The 18622-nt window shown below is 59.1% G+C and carries 17 protein-coding genes; 8 read left to right on the top strand and 9 right to left on the bottom strand.

Annotation, left to right across the window (positions count from 1 at the left end; translation table 11 throughout):
• Positions 1-2: 2 nt before the first annotated feature.
• The 6 genes from rfbC to I6G90_RS01130 all read right to left on the bottom strand — a co-directional run bounded on the left by rfbC (position 3) and on the right by I6G90_RS01130 (position 8519).
• Positions 3-545 (bottom strand): dTDP-4-dehydrorhamnose 3,5-epimerase, encoded by a 543-nt coding sequence (gene rfbC, locus I6G90_RS01155; RefSeq protein ID WP_197929352.1) that lies wholly within the window; start codon positions 543-545, stop codon positions 3-5.
• A gap of 62 nt (positions 546-607) precedes the next feature.
• On the bottom strand, positions 608-1486 hold the full coding sequence (rfbA, locus tag I6G90_RS01150) for a glucose-1-phosphate thymidylyltransferase RfbA (RefSeq protein WP_197929350.1): 879 nt from the start codon (positions 1484-1486) through the stop codon (positions 608-610).
• Positions 1487-1603: 117 nt separating this feature from the next.
• On the bottom strand, positions 1604-2491 hold the full coding sequence (gene rfbD, locus I6G90_RS01145; RefSeq protein ID WP_197929348.1) for a dTDP-4-dehydrorhamnose reductase: 888 nt from the start codon (positions 2489-2491) through the stop codon (positions 1604-1606).
• Positions 2491-3576, bottom strand: coding sequence for a dTDP-glucose 4,6-dehydratase (gene rfbB / locus I6G90_RS01140; RefSeq protein WP_197929346.1), 1086 nt, complete (start codon positions 3574-3576; stop codon positions 2491-2493). The genes rfbD and rfbB overlap by 1 nt, the downstream gene beginning before the upstream one ends.
• 582 nt (positions 3577-4158) lie before the next feature.
• Positions 4159-7308 (bottom strand): efflux RND transporter permease subunit, encoded by a 3150-nt coding sequence (locus I6G90_RS01135; RefSeq protein ID WP_197929344.1) that lies wholly within the window; start codon positions 7306-7308, stop codon positions 4159-4161.
• 17 nt (positions 7309-7325) lie between these two features.
• The gene (locus tag I6G90_RS01130; RefSeq protein ID WP_197929342.1) at positions 7326-8519 is read right to left on the bottom strand and encodes an efflux RND transporter periplasmic adaptor subunit; all 1194 of its coding nucleotides are present in this window, start codon (positions 8517-8519) and stop codon (positions 7326-7328) included.
• 140 nt (positions 8520-8659) lie between these two features.
• Between I6G90_RS01130 and I6G90_RS01125 the strand changes: the two genes are divergently transcribed.
• The 6 genes from I6G90_RS01125 to I6G90_RS01100 all read left to right on the top strand — a co-directional run bounded on the left by I6G90_RS01125 (position 8660) and on the right by I6G90_RS01100 (position 12688).
• Positions 8660-9298 (top strand): TetR family transcriptional regulator, encoded by a 639-nt coding sequence (locus I6G90_RS01125; RefSeq protein WP_197929340.1) that lies wholly within the window; start codon positions 8660-8662, stop codon positions 9296-9298.
• A 108-nt stretch (positions 9299-9406) separates the two neighbouring features.
• Positions 9407-9958: a methyltransferase domain-containing protein gene (locus I6G90_RS01120; RefSeq protein ID WP_197929338.1), complete on the top strand. Its 552-nt coding sequence runs from the start codon at positions 9407-9409 to the stop codon at positions 9956-9958.
• Between the two features lie 192 nt (positions 9959-10150).
• Positions 10151-11341, top strand: coding sequence for a dicarboxylate/amino acid:cation symporter (locus I6G90_RS01115; RefSeq protein ID WP_197929336.1), 1191 nt, complete (start codon positions 10151-10153; stop codon positions 11339-11341).
• A gap of 235 nt (positions 11342-11576) precedes the next feature.
• Positions 11577-11891, top strand: a complete 315-nt coding sequence (locus tag I6G90_RS01110) for a DUF134 domain-containing protein (RefSeq protein WP_111807368.1) — start codon at positions 11577-11579, stop codon at positions 11889-11891.
• Positions 11888-12460, top strand: coding sequence for a NifB/NifX family molybdenum-iron cluster-binding protein (locus I6G90_RS01105; protein WP_197929334.1), 573 nt, complete (start codon positions 11888-11890; stop codon positions 12458-12460). The genes I6G90_RS01110 and I6G90_RS01105 overlap by 4 nt, the downstream gene beginning before the upstream one ends.
• Positions 12461-12502: 42 nt before the next feature.
• Positions 12503-12688, top strand: a complete 186-nt coding sequence (locus I6G90_RS01100; RefSeq protein ID WP_127008414.1) for a hypothetical protein — start codon at positions 12503-12505, stop codon at positions 12686-12688.
• Positions 12689-12849: 161 nt separating this feature from the next.
• Here the strand turns inward: I6G90_RS01100 and I6G90_RS01095 are convergent, their stop codons facing one another.
• Complete coding sequence (locus I6G90_RS01095) at positions 12850-13974, bottom strand: HD domain-containing phosphohydrolase (RefSeq protein ID WP_197929332.1); 1125 nt, start codon at positions 13972-13974, stop codon at positions 12850-12852.
• Positions 13975-14266: 292 nt separating this feature from the next.
• On the opposite strand from I6G90_RS01095, the gene rimO reads away from it, so the two are divergent.
• A complete protein-coding gene (gene rimO / locus I6G90_RS01090) occupies positions 14267-15595 on the top strand; it encodes a 30S ribosomal protein S12 methylthiotransferase RimO (protein WP_197929330.1) in 1329 nt (442 codons plus the stop codon).
• A 186-nt stretch (positions 15596-15781) separates the two neighbouring features.
• Positions 15782-16459: a Crp/Fnr family transcriptional regulator gene (locus tag I6G90_RS01085; protein WP_197929328.1), complete on the top strand. Its 678-nt coding sequence runs from the start codon at positions 15782-15784 to the stop codon at positions 16457-16459.
• 78 nt (positions 16460-16537) lie between these two features.
• Here the strand turns inward: I6G90_RS01085 and tsgA are convergent, their stop codons facing one another.
• Positions 16538-17701: an MFS transporter TsgA gene (gene tsgA / locus I6G90_RS01080; RefSeq protein WP_197929327.1), complete on the bottom strand. Its 1164-nt coding sequence runs from the start codon at positions 17699-17701 to the stop codon at positions 16538-16540.
• Between the two features lie 54 nt (positions 17702-17755).
• On the bottom strand, positions 17756-18457 hold the full coding sequence (deoD, locus tag I6G90_RS01075; RefSeq protein ID WP_197929326.1) for a purine-nucleoside phosphorylase: 702 nt from the start codon (positions 18455-18457) through the stop codon (positions 17756-17758).
• Positions 18458-18622: the final 165 nt, after the last annotated feature.

Below are 18622 nucleotides of genomic sequence, written 5' to 3'. Positions count from 1 at the left end.
TATCAACCCTTTTTATATGCTGCAAAGCTCAGGGCAGTCTTATCTTTTTCCGAAAGCAATACCCTTTCCACAGGCCATTCAATGCTAATATCAGGGTCATTCCAGCCGATAGCGCCTTCACTCTCACGATGATAATAGTCAGTTGTTTTATATAAAAATTCAGCACTCTCACTCAGTGTTACGAAACCATGTGCAAATCCTTCCGGGATCCACAATTGACGTTTATTTTCTGCTGAAAGATGAACACCCACCCATTGACCGAAGGTCGGTGAGCTTTTGCGGATATCTACCGCCACATCAAATACTTCACCGGCTACACAACGCACCAGCTTGCCTTGGGCATGGGGCGGCAACTGATAGTGCAACCCACGCAATACCCCTTTCGACGATTTGGAGTGATTATCCTGCACAAAGTTAACCGGATATCCTACCGCCTCTTCAAACAATTTTTGGTTGAAACTCTCGAAGAAAAAACCACGCTCATCACCAAATACTTTTGGCTCAAAAATAAGCACATCAGGGATTGCTGTTTTGATTACATTCATCTGTCTATCCGCATTCAATTCAATCTTTCTGGAGAGACTATCTTCCCTCCCCCCATATCACATCAGGCTTTGGCAACCATTTTTAGCAAATATTGGCCATACGCATTCTTTGCCAACGGAGCTGCAAGTTCACGGATCTGGTCGGCAGTAATAAACTTCTGACGATAGGCAATCTCTTCCGGACAAGCCACTTTCAACCCCTGACGGGTCTCGATGGTCTGAATAAAGTTACTCGCTTCAATCAGGCTTTCATGGGTACCAGTATCAAGCCAGGCATATCCTCGGCCCATCATCGCCACCGACAGATTGCCTTGCTCCAGATAGATGCGGTTCACATCGGTGATTTCCAGCTCACCACGGGGAGATGGCTTCAGGCGCTTGGCAATCTCTACCACGCTGTTATCGTAGAAATAGAGGCCGGTCACCGCATAGTTGCTCTTGGGCACCAGTGGCTTCTCTTCGAGAGAAATAGCGGTGCCCTCTTTATCAAATTCCACCACCCCATAACGCTCGGGGTCATGCACGTGGTAGGCAAAGACGGTAGCACCGCTCTCCTTGGCCGCTGCCGCCTGCAGCTGTTTCTGCAGATCGTGGCCGTAGAAGATATTGTCGCCCAGCACCAGTGCACAGGAGTCTGACCCGATAAACTCTTCACCCAGAATAAAGGCTTGTGCCAACCCGTCCGGACTTGGCTGCACCTTGTATTGCAAATTCAGGCCCCACTGGCTGCCGTCACCCAGCAATTGCTCAAAACGGGGGGTATCTTGCGGCGTACTGATGATCAAAATATCGCGAATACCGGCCAGCATCAGGGTGCTGAGCGGATAGTAGATCATCGGCTTGTCATAGATTGGCAGCAGCTGCTTGCTCACTGCCATGGTGACTGGATAGAGACGGGTGCCTGAGCCACCGGCCAGAATAATGCCTTTACGTTTGGTCATGATGCTTGTTTCTTATTTTTAAATTGCAAAAGAAAAGGGTGGCTTGCGGCCACACCTTTTACGTTTTATCCCTGCCAGCCAGGGAGGGAGGCAGTCACTACATCCCTGGCCAGTAATTTACTTGCCGAGGATCTCGGTCAACATCCGCTCCACGCCGACGGTCCAGTCCGGCAGCACCAGATCGAAGGTGCGCTGGAATTTTCCGGTATCAAGGCGGGAGTTATGGGGGCGTTTGGCCGGGGTCGGGAAGGCGCTGGTCGGCACCGCATTGAGCTGCGTCACCGCCAGTTCAACACCGGCTTTTCTGGCTTTGGCAAACACCAGCTGGGCGTAGTCAAACCAGGTGGTAGTACCGGAGGCTATCAGATGATACAGCCCGGAAACCTCGGGTTTGCTCTGCGCCACACGGATCGCATGGGCGGTGCAATCGGCCAGCAACTCGGCCCCGGTCGGGGCGCCGAACTGGTCATTGATGACTGACATCTCGCTACGCTCTTTGCCAAAGCGCAGCATGGTCTTGGCAAAGTTGGCGCCCCGGGCGGCATAGACCCAGCTGGTGCGGAAGATCAGGTGACGGGGACAAAGCGCGGCCCCTTGCTCACCCGCCAGCTTGGTTTCGCCATAGACGTTGAGCGGGGCGGTTGCATCAGTTTCCACCCAGGGGCGCTCACCGCTGCCATCGAACACATAGTCGGTGGAGTAATGCACCAACCAGGCACCCAATGCTTCCGCTTCTTTGGCGATAGCAGCCACGCTGGTCGCATTGAGCAGCTCGGCAAACTCCCGCTCACTTTCGGCCTTGTCGACTGCGGTGTGGGCAGCGGCGTTGACAATCACGTCCGGCTTGACCAGTCGTACCGTGTCGGCCACACCGGTCGGGTTGCTGAAATCACCACAATAGTCGGTGGAGTCAAAATCAACGGCCGTGATGCGTCCCAGCGGCGCCAGTGCTCGTTGCAGCTCCCAGCCTACCTGACCGTTTTTGCCAAACAGCAAAATATGCATCAGGCACGCTCCCCGTAATTCTGCTCAATCCAGGATTGGTAGGCACCGCTCTTGACGTTGCCGACCCACTGCTGGTTATCCAGATACCACTGCACGGTTTTGCGAATGCCCGACTCGAAAGTTTCTTGCGGTTGCCAGGCGAGCTCAGCGCTCATCTTGCTGGCATCGATGGCATAACGGCGATCGTGGCCAGGGCGATCCGCCACATAGGTGATTTGCTCACGATAAGAGTCAGCCTTCGGCACCATCTCGTCCAGCAGATCGCAGATGGTGTGTACCACCTCCAGATTCTGTTTCTCATTATGACCGCCGATGTTGTAGGTCTCCCCGACCAAGCCGGTGGTCACCACCTTGTAGAGCGCGCGCGCGTGGTCCTCCACATAGAGCCAGTCACGGATCTGGTCGCCCTTGCCATAGACCGGCAGCGGCTTGCCATCCAGCGCGTTGAGGATCACCAACGGGATCAGCTTCTCGGGGAAGTGATATGGCCCGTAGTTGTTGGAGCAGTTGGTGACGATGGTTGGCAAGCCGTAGGTACGGCGCCAGGCACGCACCAGATGGTCGCTGGAGGCTTTGGAGGCCGAATAGGGGCTGCTGGGGGCGTAAGGGGTGGTTTCAGTAAAGAGCGGCAATGGCTCACCGGCGGCGACTTCATCGGGATGGGGCAGATCACCATATACCTCGTCGGTGGAGATATGGTGGAAGCGGAAGGCCGCCTTGCGCACCTCATCCAGACCGTTCCAGTAAGCGCGAGCCGCTTCCAGCAACATATAGGTGCCGACGATATTTGTCTCGATAAAGTCAGCCGGCCCTGTGATGGAGCGGTCAACGTGGCTCTCGGCGGCCAGGTGCATCACGGCATCCGGCTGGTGCAGGGCAAACACCCGATCCAGTTCGGCACGATTGCAGATATCCACCTGTTCAAAGGCATAACGATCGCTTGTCGATACATCGGCCAAGGATTCCAGATTGCCAGCATAGGTAAGTTTATCGAGATTGATAACGGAATCTTGGGTATCACGAATGATATGGCGTACCACGGCAGAGCCGATAAAGCCTGCGCCACCGGTAACGAGAATTTTCATATAAATTATACTCTTGCGAGAGATTGGAGTTCAATTAAATCGGACTGAACTAATCAGGGGAGAATACAACTTGGAACTTAATGAGAAGCATCAATATTAGCAATATCACAGACATATCGATACGCTCATATTTTATACAGAAATTTGTAAAGGCTAAGGCTACCGCATTGAGTTACAGCCCCCAGCTTGCTGCTTTTCACCATATTGCTCACGCTGTTGGCCATCATGTCCTCCAGCTCTATTATGTTTTTGGTAATGAATATCACAATACGCAATCACAGCATGGTCGTGACATAACTCATCATATAGACCCGATTTTATCATCGAATTCTATCCCGTATCCCCCCAAAATGAACAGCTAAAACTACCCCATAGAGGGGGTAACTTGAGGCTGAACACGAGGCTGATCACAGCCACACTGCACCGGTTGCTGTTTCTTTAAACATCTAGTGAAGCGCGCTGAGTGTCAATTTCAGTAAAAAACAGGGCAACCCATAGGGTTGCCCTGTTTGATTGTCTGCCGGATCAAAGCAGACTGGCGATTTATTGAACTCTGTTCAAATTAGCTCAACCTGCATGCCATCAGTCATGTTTTGACTCATGGGCATGGGTCAGACGTTCTTCTTTGCTGCTGTGTTTGGTGAAGTAGCGCATCACCAGCACGAAGAAGAGCGGCACGAAGAAGATGGCCAGCACGGTGGCGCTGATCATCCCCCCCATCACGCCGGTACCGATGGCGTTACGGCTACTGGCACCGGCGCCGGAGCTGATCACCAGCGGCAGCACCCCGAGGATAAAGGCAAGCGAGGTCATCAGGATCGGCCGCAGACGCAGCCGCGCCGCCTCCACCACAGCCTCGCCCAGCCCCATCCCCTTGTCATAGAGCTCTTTGGCAAACTCCACGATCAGAATCGCGTTCTTCGCCGACAAGCCGATGGTGGTGAGCAGACCCACCTGGAAGTAGACATCGTTCTCCAGCCCGCGCAGGGTAGCGGCCAGAATGGCCCCCAGTACCCCGAGCGGCACCACCAGCATCACCGAGAACGGAATGCTCCAGCTCTCATAGAGGGCCGCCAGACAGAGGAACACCACCAGCAAGGAGATGGCGTAGAGCGCAGGAGCCTGTGAACCGGCCTGACGTTCCTGGAAGGAGAGCCCGGTCCACTCGATGCCCACCCCTTCAGGCAGCTGTTTCACCATCTGCTCGATGGCGGCCATGGCATCACCGGTACTCTTGCCGGGCGCCGCTTCCCCGACGATCTCCATCGCCGGTACGCCGTTGTAACGCTCCAGGCGCGGCGAGCCAAAGCTCCACTCGGTGCTGGCAAAGGCGGAGAAGGGCACCATCTGGCCAGCAGCGTTGCGCACATACCAGAGCTTGAGATCTTCCGGGTTCATCCGGAAGGGGGCATCCGCCTGCAGGTAGACCTTCTTGATCCGGCCCCGGTCGACGAAATCATTGACGTAGGACGAGCCCCAGGCTGCGGCCAGGGTGTTGTTGATATCCGCGATGGAGAGCCCCTGCGCCAGCGCCTTCTCGTAGTCGATCTTGATATCGAGCTGCGGCGTATCTTCCATCCCGTTCGGGCGCACCCGCACCAGATTGGGATCCTGCGCCGCCATGCCGAGCAGCTGGTTGCGCGCCGCCATCAGCTTGTCGTGACCGATGCCGGCGCGATCCTGCAGGAAGAAGTCAAAACCGGTCGCCGTACCCAGCTCCGGGATCGGAGGCAGGTTGAAGGCGAACACTTGCGCCTCCTTGATGCTGAACAGATAGCCCATGGCGCGGCCGATGATGGCATTTGCGCTGCGATCCGGGCTCTTGCGCTCGCTCCAGTCCTTGAGCTTGATAAAGGCCATGCCCGCATTCTGGCCACTACCGGCGAAGCTGAAGCCCGACACGGTCAGTACGGAGTCGACATTATCCTTCTCGTTTTTCAGGAAGTAGTCGCGCATGTCCGCCAGCACCACCTCGGTGCGCTGCTTGGTCGCCCCCACCGGCAGTTGCACCATGGACATGATGACCCCCTGATCCTCTTCCGGCAGGAAAGAGGTAGGCATCCGCATAAACAGCACTGCCAGTACCGCCAGCATGGCGCCGTAGATCAGGCTGTAACGCACACCCTGCTTGATCACCTTGCGCACGCCGCGCTGATAGCGGTTGGTACCGGCATCAAAGGCGCGGTTGAACCAGCCAAAGAAACCACGCTTGGCACCGAACTCGCCATGTTTCATCGGCTTGAGCAGGGTGGCACAGAGCGCCGGGGTCAGGATCAACGCCACCAGCACCGACAGCACCATGGCCGAGACGATGGTCAGCGAGAACTGGCGATAGATGGCACCGGTCGAGCCACCGAAGAAGGCCATCGGCACGAACACGGCGGAGAGCACCAGGGCGATCCCCACCAGTGCGCCGGTGATCTGGGTCATCGACTTGCGGGTCGCTTCCAGCGGGGAGAGATCCTCCTCGCTCATCAGCCGCTCCACGTTCTCCACCACCACGATGGCGTCATCCACCAACAGGCCGATGGCCAGCACCATACCGAACATGGTGAGGGTGTTGATGGAGAAGCCAAACGCCGCCATCACCCCGAAGGTACCGAGCAGCACCACCGGCACCGCAATGGTCGGGATCAGGGTGGCGCGGAAGTTCTGCAGGAACAGATACATGACGCAGAACACCAGGAAGATCGCCTCGATCAGGGTCTGCACCACCTCCTCGATGGAGATCTTCACAAACGGCGTGGTGTCGTAGGGGTAGACGATCTTCATGTTGGCCGGGAAGTAGTCCGACAGCTCGTCGAGCTTGGCGCGCACCTTCTCGGCGGTATCCAGCGCGTTGGCACCGGTGGCCAGCTTGATGGCGACTGCCGCGGTGGACTGGCCATTGTAGAGCGCCTCGGCGTCATAGCTTTCGCCCGCCAGCTCGACCCGGGCCACGTCTTTGAGCCGGACCTTGGAGCCATCCTGATTCACCCGCAGCAGGATGTCGTTGAACTGCTCCACGGTGGAGAGTCGGGTCTGCCCCATGATGGTGGCGGTGAACTGCTGATCTTCCACCGACGGGGTGCCACCCAGCTTGCCGAAGGCCACCTGGGCGTTCTGCGCCTTGATGGCCGCCTGCACATCACCCGGGGTCATCTGCACCCGGTTGAGCTTGTTGGGATCGAGCCACACCCGCATGGAGTACTGGCTGCCGAACAAGGTGATATCCCCTACCCCGTCCAGACGGCTCAGGGGCTCCTTGATGTTGGAGACCACATAATCCGCCAGATCGTCGTTGTTCATGCTGCCATCACTGGAGATGAAGGCCGCGACCATCAGGAAGCTGCTGGAGGTCTTCTGGACCCGGATCCCCTGCTGTTGCACCTCTTGCGGCAGCAGCGACATGGCTTGCTGCAGCTTGTTCTGCACCTGCACCTGGGCGATATCGGGATCGGTCCCCGGCTGGAAGGTGAGGGTCACCGACACCCGACCCGCGGAGTCAGACTGGGAGGACATGTAGAGCAGGTGATCCAGCCCGGTCATGTTCTGTTCGATGATCTGGGTCACCGAGTCTTCCACCGTTTTGGCAGAGGCACCCGGATAGCTGGCGGAAATGCCGACAGCGGGCGGCGCAATGCTCGGATACTGGGCGACCGGCAATTTGATGATGGCCAGGCTACCCGCCAGCATGATCACCAGCGCGATCACCCAGGCAAAAATGGGTCTGTCTATAAAAAATCGAGCCATGAGGCGATTACTCCATCCTACTTGTTGGCCGGGGTGCTGGACGCAGCCTGGGCAGACGGCGCATCGGCGCCCTGCTCAGCGGGATTGACCACGGCGCCCGGTCGTACTTTCTGCAAGCCAGCCACAATTACCCGCTCGCCGGAGGTGAGGCCGGTCTCCACCACCCAGTTGCTGCCGACGACCCGGCTCAGCTGCACGTTGCGCAGCTCCACCTTGTTGTCAGCCGTCACCACCATCACGGTCGCGCCACCATTGGGGGTGCGAGTCACGGCAGTTTGCGGCACCAGCAGCCCTTGCGCCCGCTCACCCTCTTGCAGGGTGGCGCGCATGAACATGCCGGGCAGCAGCAACTGATGAGGGTTGGGCACAATCACCCGCAGGGTCACCATGCCGGAGGTCTCGTCCACGGTCACATCGGAGAACTGCAACGAGCCCTCTTCGCCATAAGTGGAGCCATCTTCCAGCTGGAAGGTCACCTTGGCCCCCTTCTGCTCGTCCTGGGTCAGCTTGCCCTCGGCGACCAGTCGCTTGAGGCGCAACAGATCGGCGGTGGACTGACGCACATCCACATACATGGGATCTAGCTGCTGAATGGCGGTCAGGCTGTCAGCCTGCTGGGCAGTCACCAGCGCCCCCTCGGTCACCGCGGATTTACCGATGCGGCCACTGATGGGGGCGGTGATGCGGGTGTAACCGAGATTGATCTCGGCAGTGCGCAGGGCCGCCTTGCTCGCCATGATCTCCGCCTTGGCCTGCTTCCAGCTGGCGTCGGCGTCGTCATAGTCCTGACGGCTGATGGATTTGACCTTGAGCAACTCCTGATAGCGCTGCGCCTTGAGGCGGGCACTCTGCTCGTTGGCCTCGGCCTTGGCCACATTGGCTTTGGCGCTGGCAACCGCCGCCTGATAGACAGCCGGATCGATCTGATAGAGCAGATCACCCGCCTTCACATCGCTCCCCTCGGTAAAGAGGCGCTTGAGGATGATGCCGCTCACCTGCGGACGCACTTCGGCCACTCGCAGCGGGGCGCTGCGGCCGGTCAATTCGGAGGTCAACATCAGCGGGCTGCTCTGCAGGGTCACCACGTTGACCGCCGCGGGGGGCATGCCGCCCTGTCCCTGGGGCGCACCGCCCTTGTCACCACAACCTGCCAGCAAGCCTGTTGCCAGCAAGGCAAGACCAACTGAACGAGCAAGAATATGTTTATGCATGAAACACCTGAGCCTTTGCCAGTCAATGAACAATCAGGGCCACATGGGCCCTGTTGGTAAATATTCGCAAGATGAGGCAATATACATACATTCATAAATGTATGTAAGTGACTTTTTGCTTGCATGAGGCACTAATTTCGATGGCCAGACGAACCAAAGAAGAGGCGCAGCAAACCCGCTGCCACATCATGAGCACGGCGCTGGATCTGTTCTGCTCTCAGGGCCTGGCCAAGACCAGCCTGACCGACATCGCCAGGGCGGCAGACCTGACGCGCGGGGCCATCTATTGGCACTTCAAGAACAAGGACGAACTCTTCATTTCGCTCTGGAAAGAGCTCTGCAGCCCCCTCGCCCACCAGCTCGATGCCTGCCTCAATACCGACGAGCCGGATCCGCTGGGGCAACTGCGTATCTTCTTCGAAGGGGTGCTCCACAGCTTCATTCACAATCCGGCGCAACGGCAGATGTTCACCCTATTGTTCAATCTCGAATCGCTGGAGGGAGAAGCCATCTCATTGCGCGAGCATATCCGCAGCGAGTCAGCCCACTTTTTTCAGGATCTGGAGACGACCCTGGCCAATGCGGTACGCCGGGGCCAGCTGCCGGCTGACCTTAACTTGCAGCGTGCCGCCACCCTGCTCCACTGCACCCTGGATGGCTACATCATCAACTGGCTGCACTTTCCGGGACGGATCGACCTGCAGAGTGAATCAGCCTTCCTGATAGAGAGCATGTTCACCATGCTGGCCCAGCCCCACGGGCCCGCCTGTGGCCGCTAACCGGCTCCGGCAACTCCCACACATCTAAACAACCGGGGTCTGACCGCTCGCTTTGGTAGTCAGGCCCCGATTTGTTAAAATGTGCGCCCCCTGCTTGAGGTAACCCCTGTGCCACACTCCGACGCCATCCCCGCTCCCCAGCCTTTGAACGATCAGCACGCCCGCATCCGGGTCGCCTTTGTGGCGCGCCTCAAACCCGGTGCCCATCTGCTCAATGGTCAGTGCGGTACAGGGGAGGATCTGTGCTGGCTTCGTGCCAAAGGGTATGTGGTCACCGCCTGTGACGCTGTGCTGGCCGACGCCAAAGTCGCCTCGCAGCAATCCGGACAAGCGGTACGGGTCTGCCCGCTGGCGCGGATGCACTCGGTGCTCCCTTACGATGGCATCTGGCTGAGTCGCCCGCTTGATAGCGATGCAGCCACTCTTGTCCCCCTGTTGCAACAGCTGGCTGCCCTGCTCAAAGCAGGCGCTCCGCTCTGCTTCTCCCTGCAGCCAAGCGGCGAGATGAGCCACGCTCAGTTACAGCAACTGGTCACCACATCCGGGATAGCGCTGCAACTGGCGCCGATCAAAACCATACCAACCAACACGCCACAATCCGCAAGCCAAAACGCCAGCCAATACGTCATCTTGCTGCGTGGCGATCATCGGGCCTCCTAACGGGCTAATTCATCACGGATTTTCCAGTTCAACGCCAAACAGACTACCAGTCGGCGATCTTGACTATCGACAAAATTTAACTCGGCGTTAACGCGGCAAAGGCAGACATAACACGGTTTATGTGTTAGAAAGTGTGATTAATATCAAAATTTAATAACAAAACAGACAATACAACCAACTCCGGATTTCCTTATGAAACTTGTCCTGAAACTCATTGCTGGCATCCTTGCCGGTCTCTTGCTCGGTCTCTACGCCCCTGAGTGGGTGGCGCGCGTGCTGTTTACGGCCAAGACAGTGATAGGTCAGCTGATCACCTTCACCATTCCGCTCATCATTCTGTTCTTCATCATGAGCGGCATCGCCAGCCTGCCGAAAAACTCCGGCAAGCTGCTGGGCAAAACCGTGGCCCTCTCCTACTGCTCCACCATTCTGGCGGGGCTGTTCGCCTTTACCGTGGCAAGCCACCTGATCCCGCAGCTCACCACCGCCGCCGAACCCACCACGGCCACGGCCATCAAGCTCGCCTCTTACGTCAATCTGGAGATCCCGCCGCTGTTTGGCGTGATGTCGGCACTGGCCGCCGCCTTTGTGTTCGGCATCGGCATCAGCGCGACCCAGGCCACCGATCTGCGCCGGGTCGCCGATCAGGGCCGTGACATCATCGACCGCCTGCTGGCCAAGGTGATCATTCCGCTGCTGCCGTTCTATATCGCCGGGGTCTTTGTCGAGATGACGGTGGAAGGCACCGTATTCGCCACTCTGAAAACCTTCGGCGTGGTGCTGGTGATGGCGATCCTGATGCACTGGATCTGGCTCTCCGTGCTGTTTATCGGCACCGGTCTGGCCCTTGGCCGCTCACCGGCCCAGCTTATCAAGAACATGCTGCCCGCCTACTTCACCGCACTGGGGACCATGTCGAGCGCCGCCACCATTCCGGTCGCCCTGCAGTCGAGCAAGAACAACGGGGTGAGCGACGGCATCGCCAACTTCACCGTGCCGCTGTGCGCCACCATTCACCTCTGTGGCTCCACCATTACGCTGGTGACCTGCGCCACCGCGGTGATGTTCCTCTCCGAGCATCTGGCCATTCCGGGCATCGAGACCATGCTCCCCTTCATCATGATGCTGGGGGTGATCATGATAGCCGCCCCGGGCGCGCCGGGTGGTGGCGTGATGTCGGCACTGGGCCTGCTCACCTCCATGCTGGGCTTCGGTGAAGCCTCCATCGCCCTGATGATCGCCCTCTATCTGGCGCAGGACAGCTTCGGCACCGCCTGCAACGTCACCGGTGACGGCGTGATCGCCCTGTGGGCCGATCGCTTCGCCAACGGCAGCGAGAGCACAGAAGGTGCAGCCCCTGTGGCCGAGGCCGAACAGGCGTAAGCGCGCTGGGAAGGCAACCGCCATCCGCTGTAAAAAACCGCAGGCCTGAACCATGTTCGGGCCTGCGTCGTTTCTGCCACCTTTTCTCCTCTTCCCTGTTCTTCTCTGTTTTTCTCTTTCCCCCTTTACCTCTCTCTACCGTAAACCGCACTGGCGCTGCCCGCTGCACCCGACAAAATTATTGGCATATGCCACATACAAGCGTATAAGTGGCGTATGCCAATTAGGAGCCACCATGCCAAGACCCAAGATTGCCCGCCAGATCTGTGGCCGCCCCGCCAACAGCTGCTTCAAACCCAATGGCCGCCCCATGCAACAGCTGGAGCAGGTCACCCTGGCCCCTGACGAGTTCGAGGCGCTGCGCCTCGTCGACCTTCAAGGAATGCAGCAGCAGGAGGCCGCTCTGGTGATGGGGGTCTCCCGTCAGACCCTGGCCAATATCCTGAAAAAAGGGCGCTACAAGGTGGTGGAGTGTCTGAGTCTGGGCAAGGCATTGATGATGCAACCCGCCGAGCCCGACCACCAAACCAGTGGAGAAGATCCGAAATGAATGCTGTCACAAACATCCCCTGTAACAGCGCCCTGATGCTGAGTCAGGGCCTGCTGGCCGGCCACTTTACCCGTGCCGAGCAGTTGCAGATCCTCAGCCCCGAAGGGAGCGTCATCGCCACCCTGGCCAACCCGGCCGCAGCCGAAGGCTGCCACGGCAAGCAGGGGCTGCTCGACGCCCTCGCCCATCATCAGGTGGGTCAGGTGGTGGTGCGCAATATCGGCGAGCGGATGCTGGGCCGCCTGCTGGCAGCCAATATCCGGGTACTGCAGTGCCGCTCTACCCGCCTGCCGCTACCCGCGCTGCTGGCCCCTGCCAATCTGCAACCTCTCACCGAGGCCAGTCAGGGCCGCCCGTCTCGCCGTCATCAGAGCAAGGCGGCGATCCGTGCCATCCAGCCTGTTGGCGCTGGCCACAGCCATGCCCATTGTCATGGTGGTTGCAACAGCAGCTCAGGTCACTGTTGCGCCAGTGGTGGCCATCAGGCAGATAGCCCACGGCAAGGCCATACTTGTTGTCACGACAGTGAGGGCGCAGGCCAACAGGGCGGTTGCTGCCATCATCACTGATGCCATCGCCGTGCATGTCATCACCATCAAGGAGAAGAGATCATGTCCATCTGGTTGTTGAGCCTGCTCGCCTCGTTCGTGCTGATCCTGGCCATGGGCACCATCATCTGGTGGCGCCAATACCAGCTTGCCCAGAAGCGAGAGGATAAAGAGGTGCGCCCCTGTGGCTGCTCCAGCGCCTGCGCCGATCACCTCCACCAGATCAGCGAGCCGACGCCCAAAAAGTAACCTGGCCGCGGCCGCCATAGCCGCAGATACAAGGTCGGCAAAATGAAGGCGCATGGAATAGAAAGGCGCCTAAAAGAGAGGGGGCACCTGCTGGTGCCCCCTCTCTTGTTGTTCCTCGCCATGCTTGAACCGCCGCTTGCCCCCGCACTCACCACGACCGCTCAACCCGGCTCAGCACCGCTGGCCGCCTCTCCCGCCGAACGGGCTGGATCCTGATACTGCTGATAGATGGCATAAAATTCGGCCTTGTTGTGCAGGGCCGCGGCAACACAGGCGGGATCAAACTGGCTGCCGGCATGCTCTTCCAGATAGGCAAACGCCGTCTCGAACGGCCAGGCCTGCTTGTAGGGGCGCTCGCTGGTCAGGGCATCAAACACATCGGCCACCGTCACGATGCGGGCTGCCAGCGGAATTGCCTCCCCCGCCAATCCTTGCGGGTAACCAGTGCCGTCAAAACGCTCGTGATGATAGGCAATAATATTGGTCAGCATGTCAGTGTGGTGAATGCCATCGAGACCAAACTCGTTGATCATCAGGTTGATCATCTCCTGCCCCTTGCCGGGGTGGCTCTTCATCACCTCAAACTCTTCCGGCGCCAACTTGCCCGGCTTGAGCAAAATGGCATCCGGCACCGCGATCTTGCCGATGTCGTGCAGCTCCGAGAAGAGATAGATAAACTCCACCTCCTCATCGCTCAAGCCGCAACTCGGTGCCAGTGTCCTGGCGATCAGCCGGGAGTAGGCCGACATCCGGTGCAGGTGGTTGGCGGTCTCCTCATCCCGATAACGGCTGAACTCCCGCGCCGTAGTTAGCGCACCGCCGAGGGTCTGGATGGAGAAAAACTCCACCGCAATGATGGCCGACAACACCTGGGCATAGGCCGACAGCTCGCTGCGGATCGGCTCGTTGAAGTAGCCCGGCTCCATGGCATCGCAAAACAGAAAACCAAACAGCTTGCTATTGAACAACAGCGGCTCGGTATAGCTGGAGGCATAGCCCGCCTCCAGCAGCTTGCGGCTGTGCTCCGACGCCGAGCCACGCAGGGCGTCGAGATTGCCGAGCACCCGGGGCTGCTTGTGCTCCGCCAGATAGCGCAGGGAGGGAACATCGCTCAGCTTCACCTCATACTGCACCAGCGGCGAGTGCCCCTCGGTGCTGTGAGCGAAGGTCTTGAGCTGATCCGTATGGGGATCATAAATCGCGATGGCCACCCGGCTCAGCTTGTCAAAACGCTCGCGCAGCGTGGCATGCACGCTCTGCATTCTCTCGCCAAATGAACTTTCCATCGTCTTCTCCACCGTATCCCCGTGGTGGGAGTATAGTGACTCCCGTTGCAACCCTCCCTGCCATTGAGCCGAAAATGACAGGAAAGCCAACAAAGCGGGATCCCCGTAACAGGCCCGCGCGACAGGGGCAATAGCCTCATCAAGGACGCGTCACTTCCGGCCATTGGTACGACCCAATCCTGCCTGCCCGGAGATATTGTTCGGTTCTGCCATGCTGGCTGTATAGTTTTTGGTTAACCATTCCGGTAAAATCCGCGCCCTTGAATAAGAGCCACCTAAGAGTGATTGAGCGATGTCCAACACAAAACAGGCCCCCAAAGTAGGATTCGTCTCCTTGGGTTGCCCCAAAAACCTGGTCGATTCAGAACGCATCCTGACCCAGCTGCGTACCGAAGGGTACGATGTGGTGCCCAGCTATGACGATGCCGAGCTGGTCGTCGTCAACACCTGCGGCTTTATCGACAGCGCGGTGCAAGAGTCGCTGGAAGCGATCGGCGAAGCGCTGGCCGAGAACGGCAAGGTGATCGTCACCGGTTGCCTCGGCGCCAAAGAGAACCAGATCCGCGAGATCCACCCCAAGGTGCTCGAGATCACCGGCCCCCACGCCTACGAAGAGGTGCTGGGTCACGTCCACAAATATGTGGCCAAACCGGAACACAACCCCTTCACCAGCCTGGTGCCGGCCCACGGCGTCAAACTGACCCCGCGCCACTACGCCTATCTGAAGATTTCCGAAGGCTGCAACCACCGCTGCACCTTCTGCATCATCCCCTCCATGCGCGGGGATCTGGTGAGCCGCCCCATCGGCGAAGTGCTGGCGGAAGCCAAGCGCCTGAAAGAAGCCGGCGTGAAGGAGATCCTGGTGATCTCTCAGGACACCTCCGCCTACGGCGTCGATGTGAAGCACCGCACCGGTTTCTACGACGGCATGCCAGTCAAGACCAGCATGGTCGCCCTGTGCGAAGAGCTGGCCAAGCTCGATATCTGGGTACGTCTGCACTACGTCTACCCTTATCCGCACGTGGATGACGTCATCCCGCTGATGCGCGACGGCAAGGTGCTGCCCTACCTCGACATTCCGTTGCAGCACGCCAGCCCGCGCATCCTGAAACTGATGAAGCGCCCGGGTACGGTCGAGCGTACCCTGGAGCGGATCCAGAAGTGGCGCGAGATCTGCCCGCAGATCACCCTGCGCTCCACCTTTATCGTCGGCTTCCCGGGCGAGACCGAGGAAGAGTTCCAGATGCTGCTGGACTTCATCGACAAGGCGGAGCTGGATCGCGTCGGCTGCTTCAAATACAGCCCGGTCGAAGGGGCGCTGGCCAACGAGCTGCCGGATCCAGTGCCAGAAGAGGTACAGGAAGAGCGCTTCCAGCGCTTTATGGAGCTGCAACAGCAGGTCTCAATCCGCAAGCTGGCCCGCAAAGTGGGTCAGGAGATGACTGTCATCATCGACGAAGTGGACGAAGAGGGCGCAACTGGCCGCGCCTTCGCCGATGCGCCGGAGATCGACGGTCTGGTCTACCTCAACGGCGAAACCGGCCTCAAGCCGGGCGACATGGTCAAGGTACGGATCGACGAATCCGACGAATATGACCTGTGGGCCAGCCTGATCGGCTAAGCCTGTTTGGCCAACCCAGGCTGAAACAGCCAAATGAAAGCGCCTGCGGGCGCTTTTTTTATGTCTCACTTTTGCTCTCTATGTGACCTCCCGATATCGGGGCGCGCCACTGCGCAGTGCAGGGCTGGCATATCCCGATGCAAGGGTGTGTAATAGCCGTTTGTTTTCAGCAGGTGCGCACACTCCATGCAACTAAAACCCCTTCTCAAGGGGCGCTTTCAGCCCCACTGGCAGGCCAGCCACGATCTTATCGTGCAAGTAGTAGAATCCTGCATCACGGAGCGGCGCCTTATCCCGGAAGGGGAACCCCTGATGCGTCAGGGGGAGCTATTGCGGGATCTGGTGCTGGTGCCAAGCGGCCGCATCGCCATGGGCCACACCGCCATGAATGGCCGCCGCTTTCAGCTCGGCACGCTGGAGTGCGATAACCAGCTGTTTGGCGAGATGGAGTTCTTCACCGGCTATCGCTGCCAGCTCGACATCATCGCCGAGGAGCACCTTGAGGTGGCCCGCATCGACGGCGAGCAGCTGGAGCAGGCGCTGGTCGCCCACCCCAAGGTGGCGCTCTTCTTTGCCACCGCCATTGCCATCGACTATCAGGATACGGTAGATATCTTCACCTGCCGCATGCTCTACCCCATCAGCTACAACATTGCCCTCGACCTCTATCACAGCCACTGTCATGACAATCCGGTGAGCGGCTTTCGCAAGGGGTATCAGGAGGCAGAGCGTTTCGGCACCACGGACCGGGTCTACCGGCGGGCGGTGAAGGAGCTGATGGAAAAGGGACTGGTGGAGCGCGGCGAAGAGGGGTTGCGGATCCGCGATCTGGCGGGGCTCAAGGCGTTTCTGGAGCAGCCATAAGTCGCAGGCATCAGTTGCCGGTTAAAGACAAAAAAGAGGGGTGGTCGATACCGCCCCTCTTGCTGTTTATTCTCCCGCTCAGGCGAGACAGGGCTGAGGACGAGCCATGCGCAGCGACGCCACCAGCATGGCGAGGATCACGCCATAGATCATCGGGATGGCGTACATCACAGCCTGCAAGCCGATCACCTGCTCGAACATGGCGCTGATGGCCGGGCTGAACATGGCCCCCGCGCTGCCGCTGATCAGGATGTAGGAGACGTTCTTGCTCGATGCCTGGCGCACAAATGACACCCCGTAGGCGATAAAAGCGTTGTAGAGCGCCGCGCAGACAAAGCCGTAACCGTAGGTGAGGTAAGGCAGCTGGCTCAGGTTGTCGGTGGTGACGATAAACGCCGTCATCCCCATCGCCAGGGTGATGATCACCAGCAGGAAGGTGCGGATCGCAATGCGGGTCACGATGGCGGTGGAGACCAGCGCGCCGAGCAGGGCCGCCGTCCAGTACTGGGTGATGATGTTACCCGCCTCCTCGAAGGGGATGCCGAACTTGTTCTTCACGAACATGGGCGCCCAGGTGAGGAAGGTGTAGAGCGCCAGCATGCCGAGAAAGAGCCCCAGCCCGCCGCTGATGATGCCAAGGTTCCACTCGGAGTGCTCGTTACCGGCGCTCTCGCCGCCCGCCTCGCAACTGCGGAAGTTGGTCAGCACAGCCACCAGCATGGTGGCCAGCGCAACCACGCCCACCGCCAGATAGCTCCAGCTCCACGCCATGGCGTGGGTCAGGGTGTAGGTGGTGATGAGCGGGAAAACCACCCCGGCCACGTTGAAGGTGGCATCCTGCACCACCAGCATGGTGCTTTGCATCCGCGCCTTCCAGACACTGACCACCAGGGTTCCCGCAATACAGAGCCCCACCCCGCCGCACAGGCCAATCACCGTCATGGCCGCCATCACCACATAGAGCGAGCCGGTCAGATGGAGCGATGCCGCCGCCAGCGCGATCAGGCCATAGCAGAGCAGCGTCATCCGCTTGAGACCCACCTTCTCGATGAGGAAGAAGGCGGCAATGGTGCCCGCCAGCGCCCCGCCATTGAGCAGGGAGAAGATGGAGGCCACCTGATTGACGTCGGCACCAAACTTGGCGGCGATGGGTTCGATCAGCATGCCGAACTGGGTCGCAAAACCGGCCATCACAAAGTTGGCCAGGAAGCTGATGGCAGTGAGGGAGAGCTTATTGTTCATATTGGATCTCTCATAGGGGTCAGGGTGCGTGCAGGGTTGGGCGGGCTGCGGCGCTTACAGCGCGGTGTGCAGCGCCAGCTCGATCATCTGGTTGAAGGAGAGTTGTCGCTCTTCGGCAGTGGTCTCTTCACCGGTCAGGCAGTGGTCGGAGACAGTCAGGATGGCGAGCGCCTCGATCCCCTGCTGATGGGCCAGCCCATAGAGACCTGCCACCTCCATGTCGATGCCGAGCACGCCGAACTTCTCCAGCGCCGGAATGAGGTTGTCGTCCGGATCGTAATAGAGATCGCCGGTGAAGATATTGCCCACCTTGACCGGAATGGCCTTCTCCTGCGCCTTGGTAAACGCCTTGTGCAACAGGGCGAAGTTGGCCGAGGTAGCCATCTGGTAACCGGCGCTGCGCTTGGCGTTGGTCGGGGAGTCGGTGCCCGCCGCCTGGGCCAGGATCACGTCGCGCATCTGCACGTGGCGCTGGGTCGCCCCCAGACTGCCGATGCGGATGATGCGCTTGACCCCGAAGTCGTTCACCAGCTCGTGGGCGTAGAGCACCATGGAGGGGATCCCCATGCCGTGGCCCATCACCGAGATACGCTGGCCGTTGTAGTAGCCGGTGTAGCCCAGCATGTTGCGCACATTGGTCACCTCGCGCGCGTCGGTCAGAAAGGTCTCGGCGATATAGCGGGCCCGCAGCGGATCCCCCGGCATGATGACGGTCTCGGCGAAATCGCCCGGGTTGGCATTGATATGAGCGGTCATTATTGTTGTGCTCCAGTTTGACTCGTGTGGATGAGCGCATCCTAGCCCCCGCCTAGCCTCCCCTTGCAGGACAAAAGTCCTGTTGCCCCGATCGAGATCCCAGTTCCGGCAACTTGTTGTCTGCCACATCTCGTACCGCATGCTTTTCAACGTGGCTTGTTACGG

This window comes from Aeromonas allosaccharophila, assembly GCF_016026615.1.
GTDB lineage: Bacteria > Pseudomonadota > Gammaproteobacteria > Enterobacterales > Aeromonadaceae > Aeromonas > Aeromonas allosaccharophila.
The sequence above is the reverse complement of the archived record's forward strand: the minus strand, read 5'-3'. Positions and strand labels throughout refer to the sequence as shown.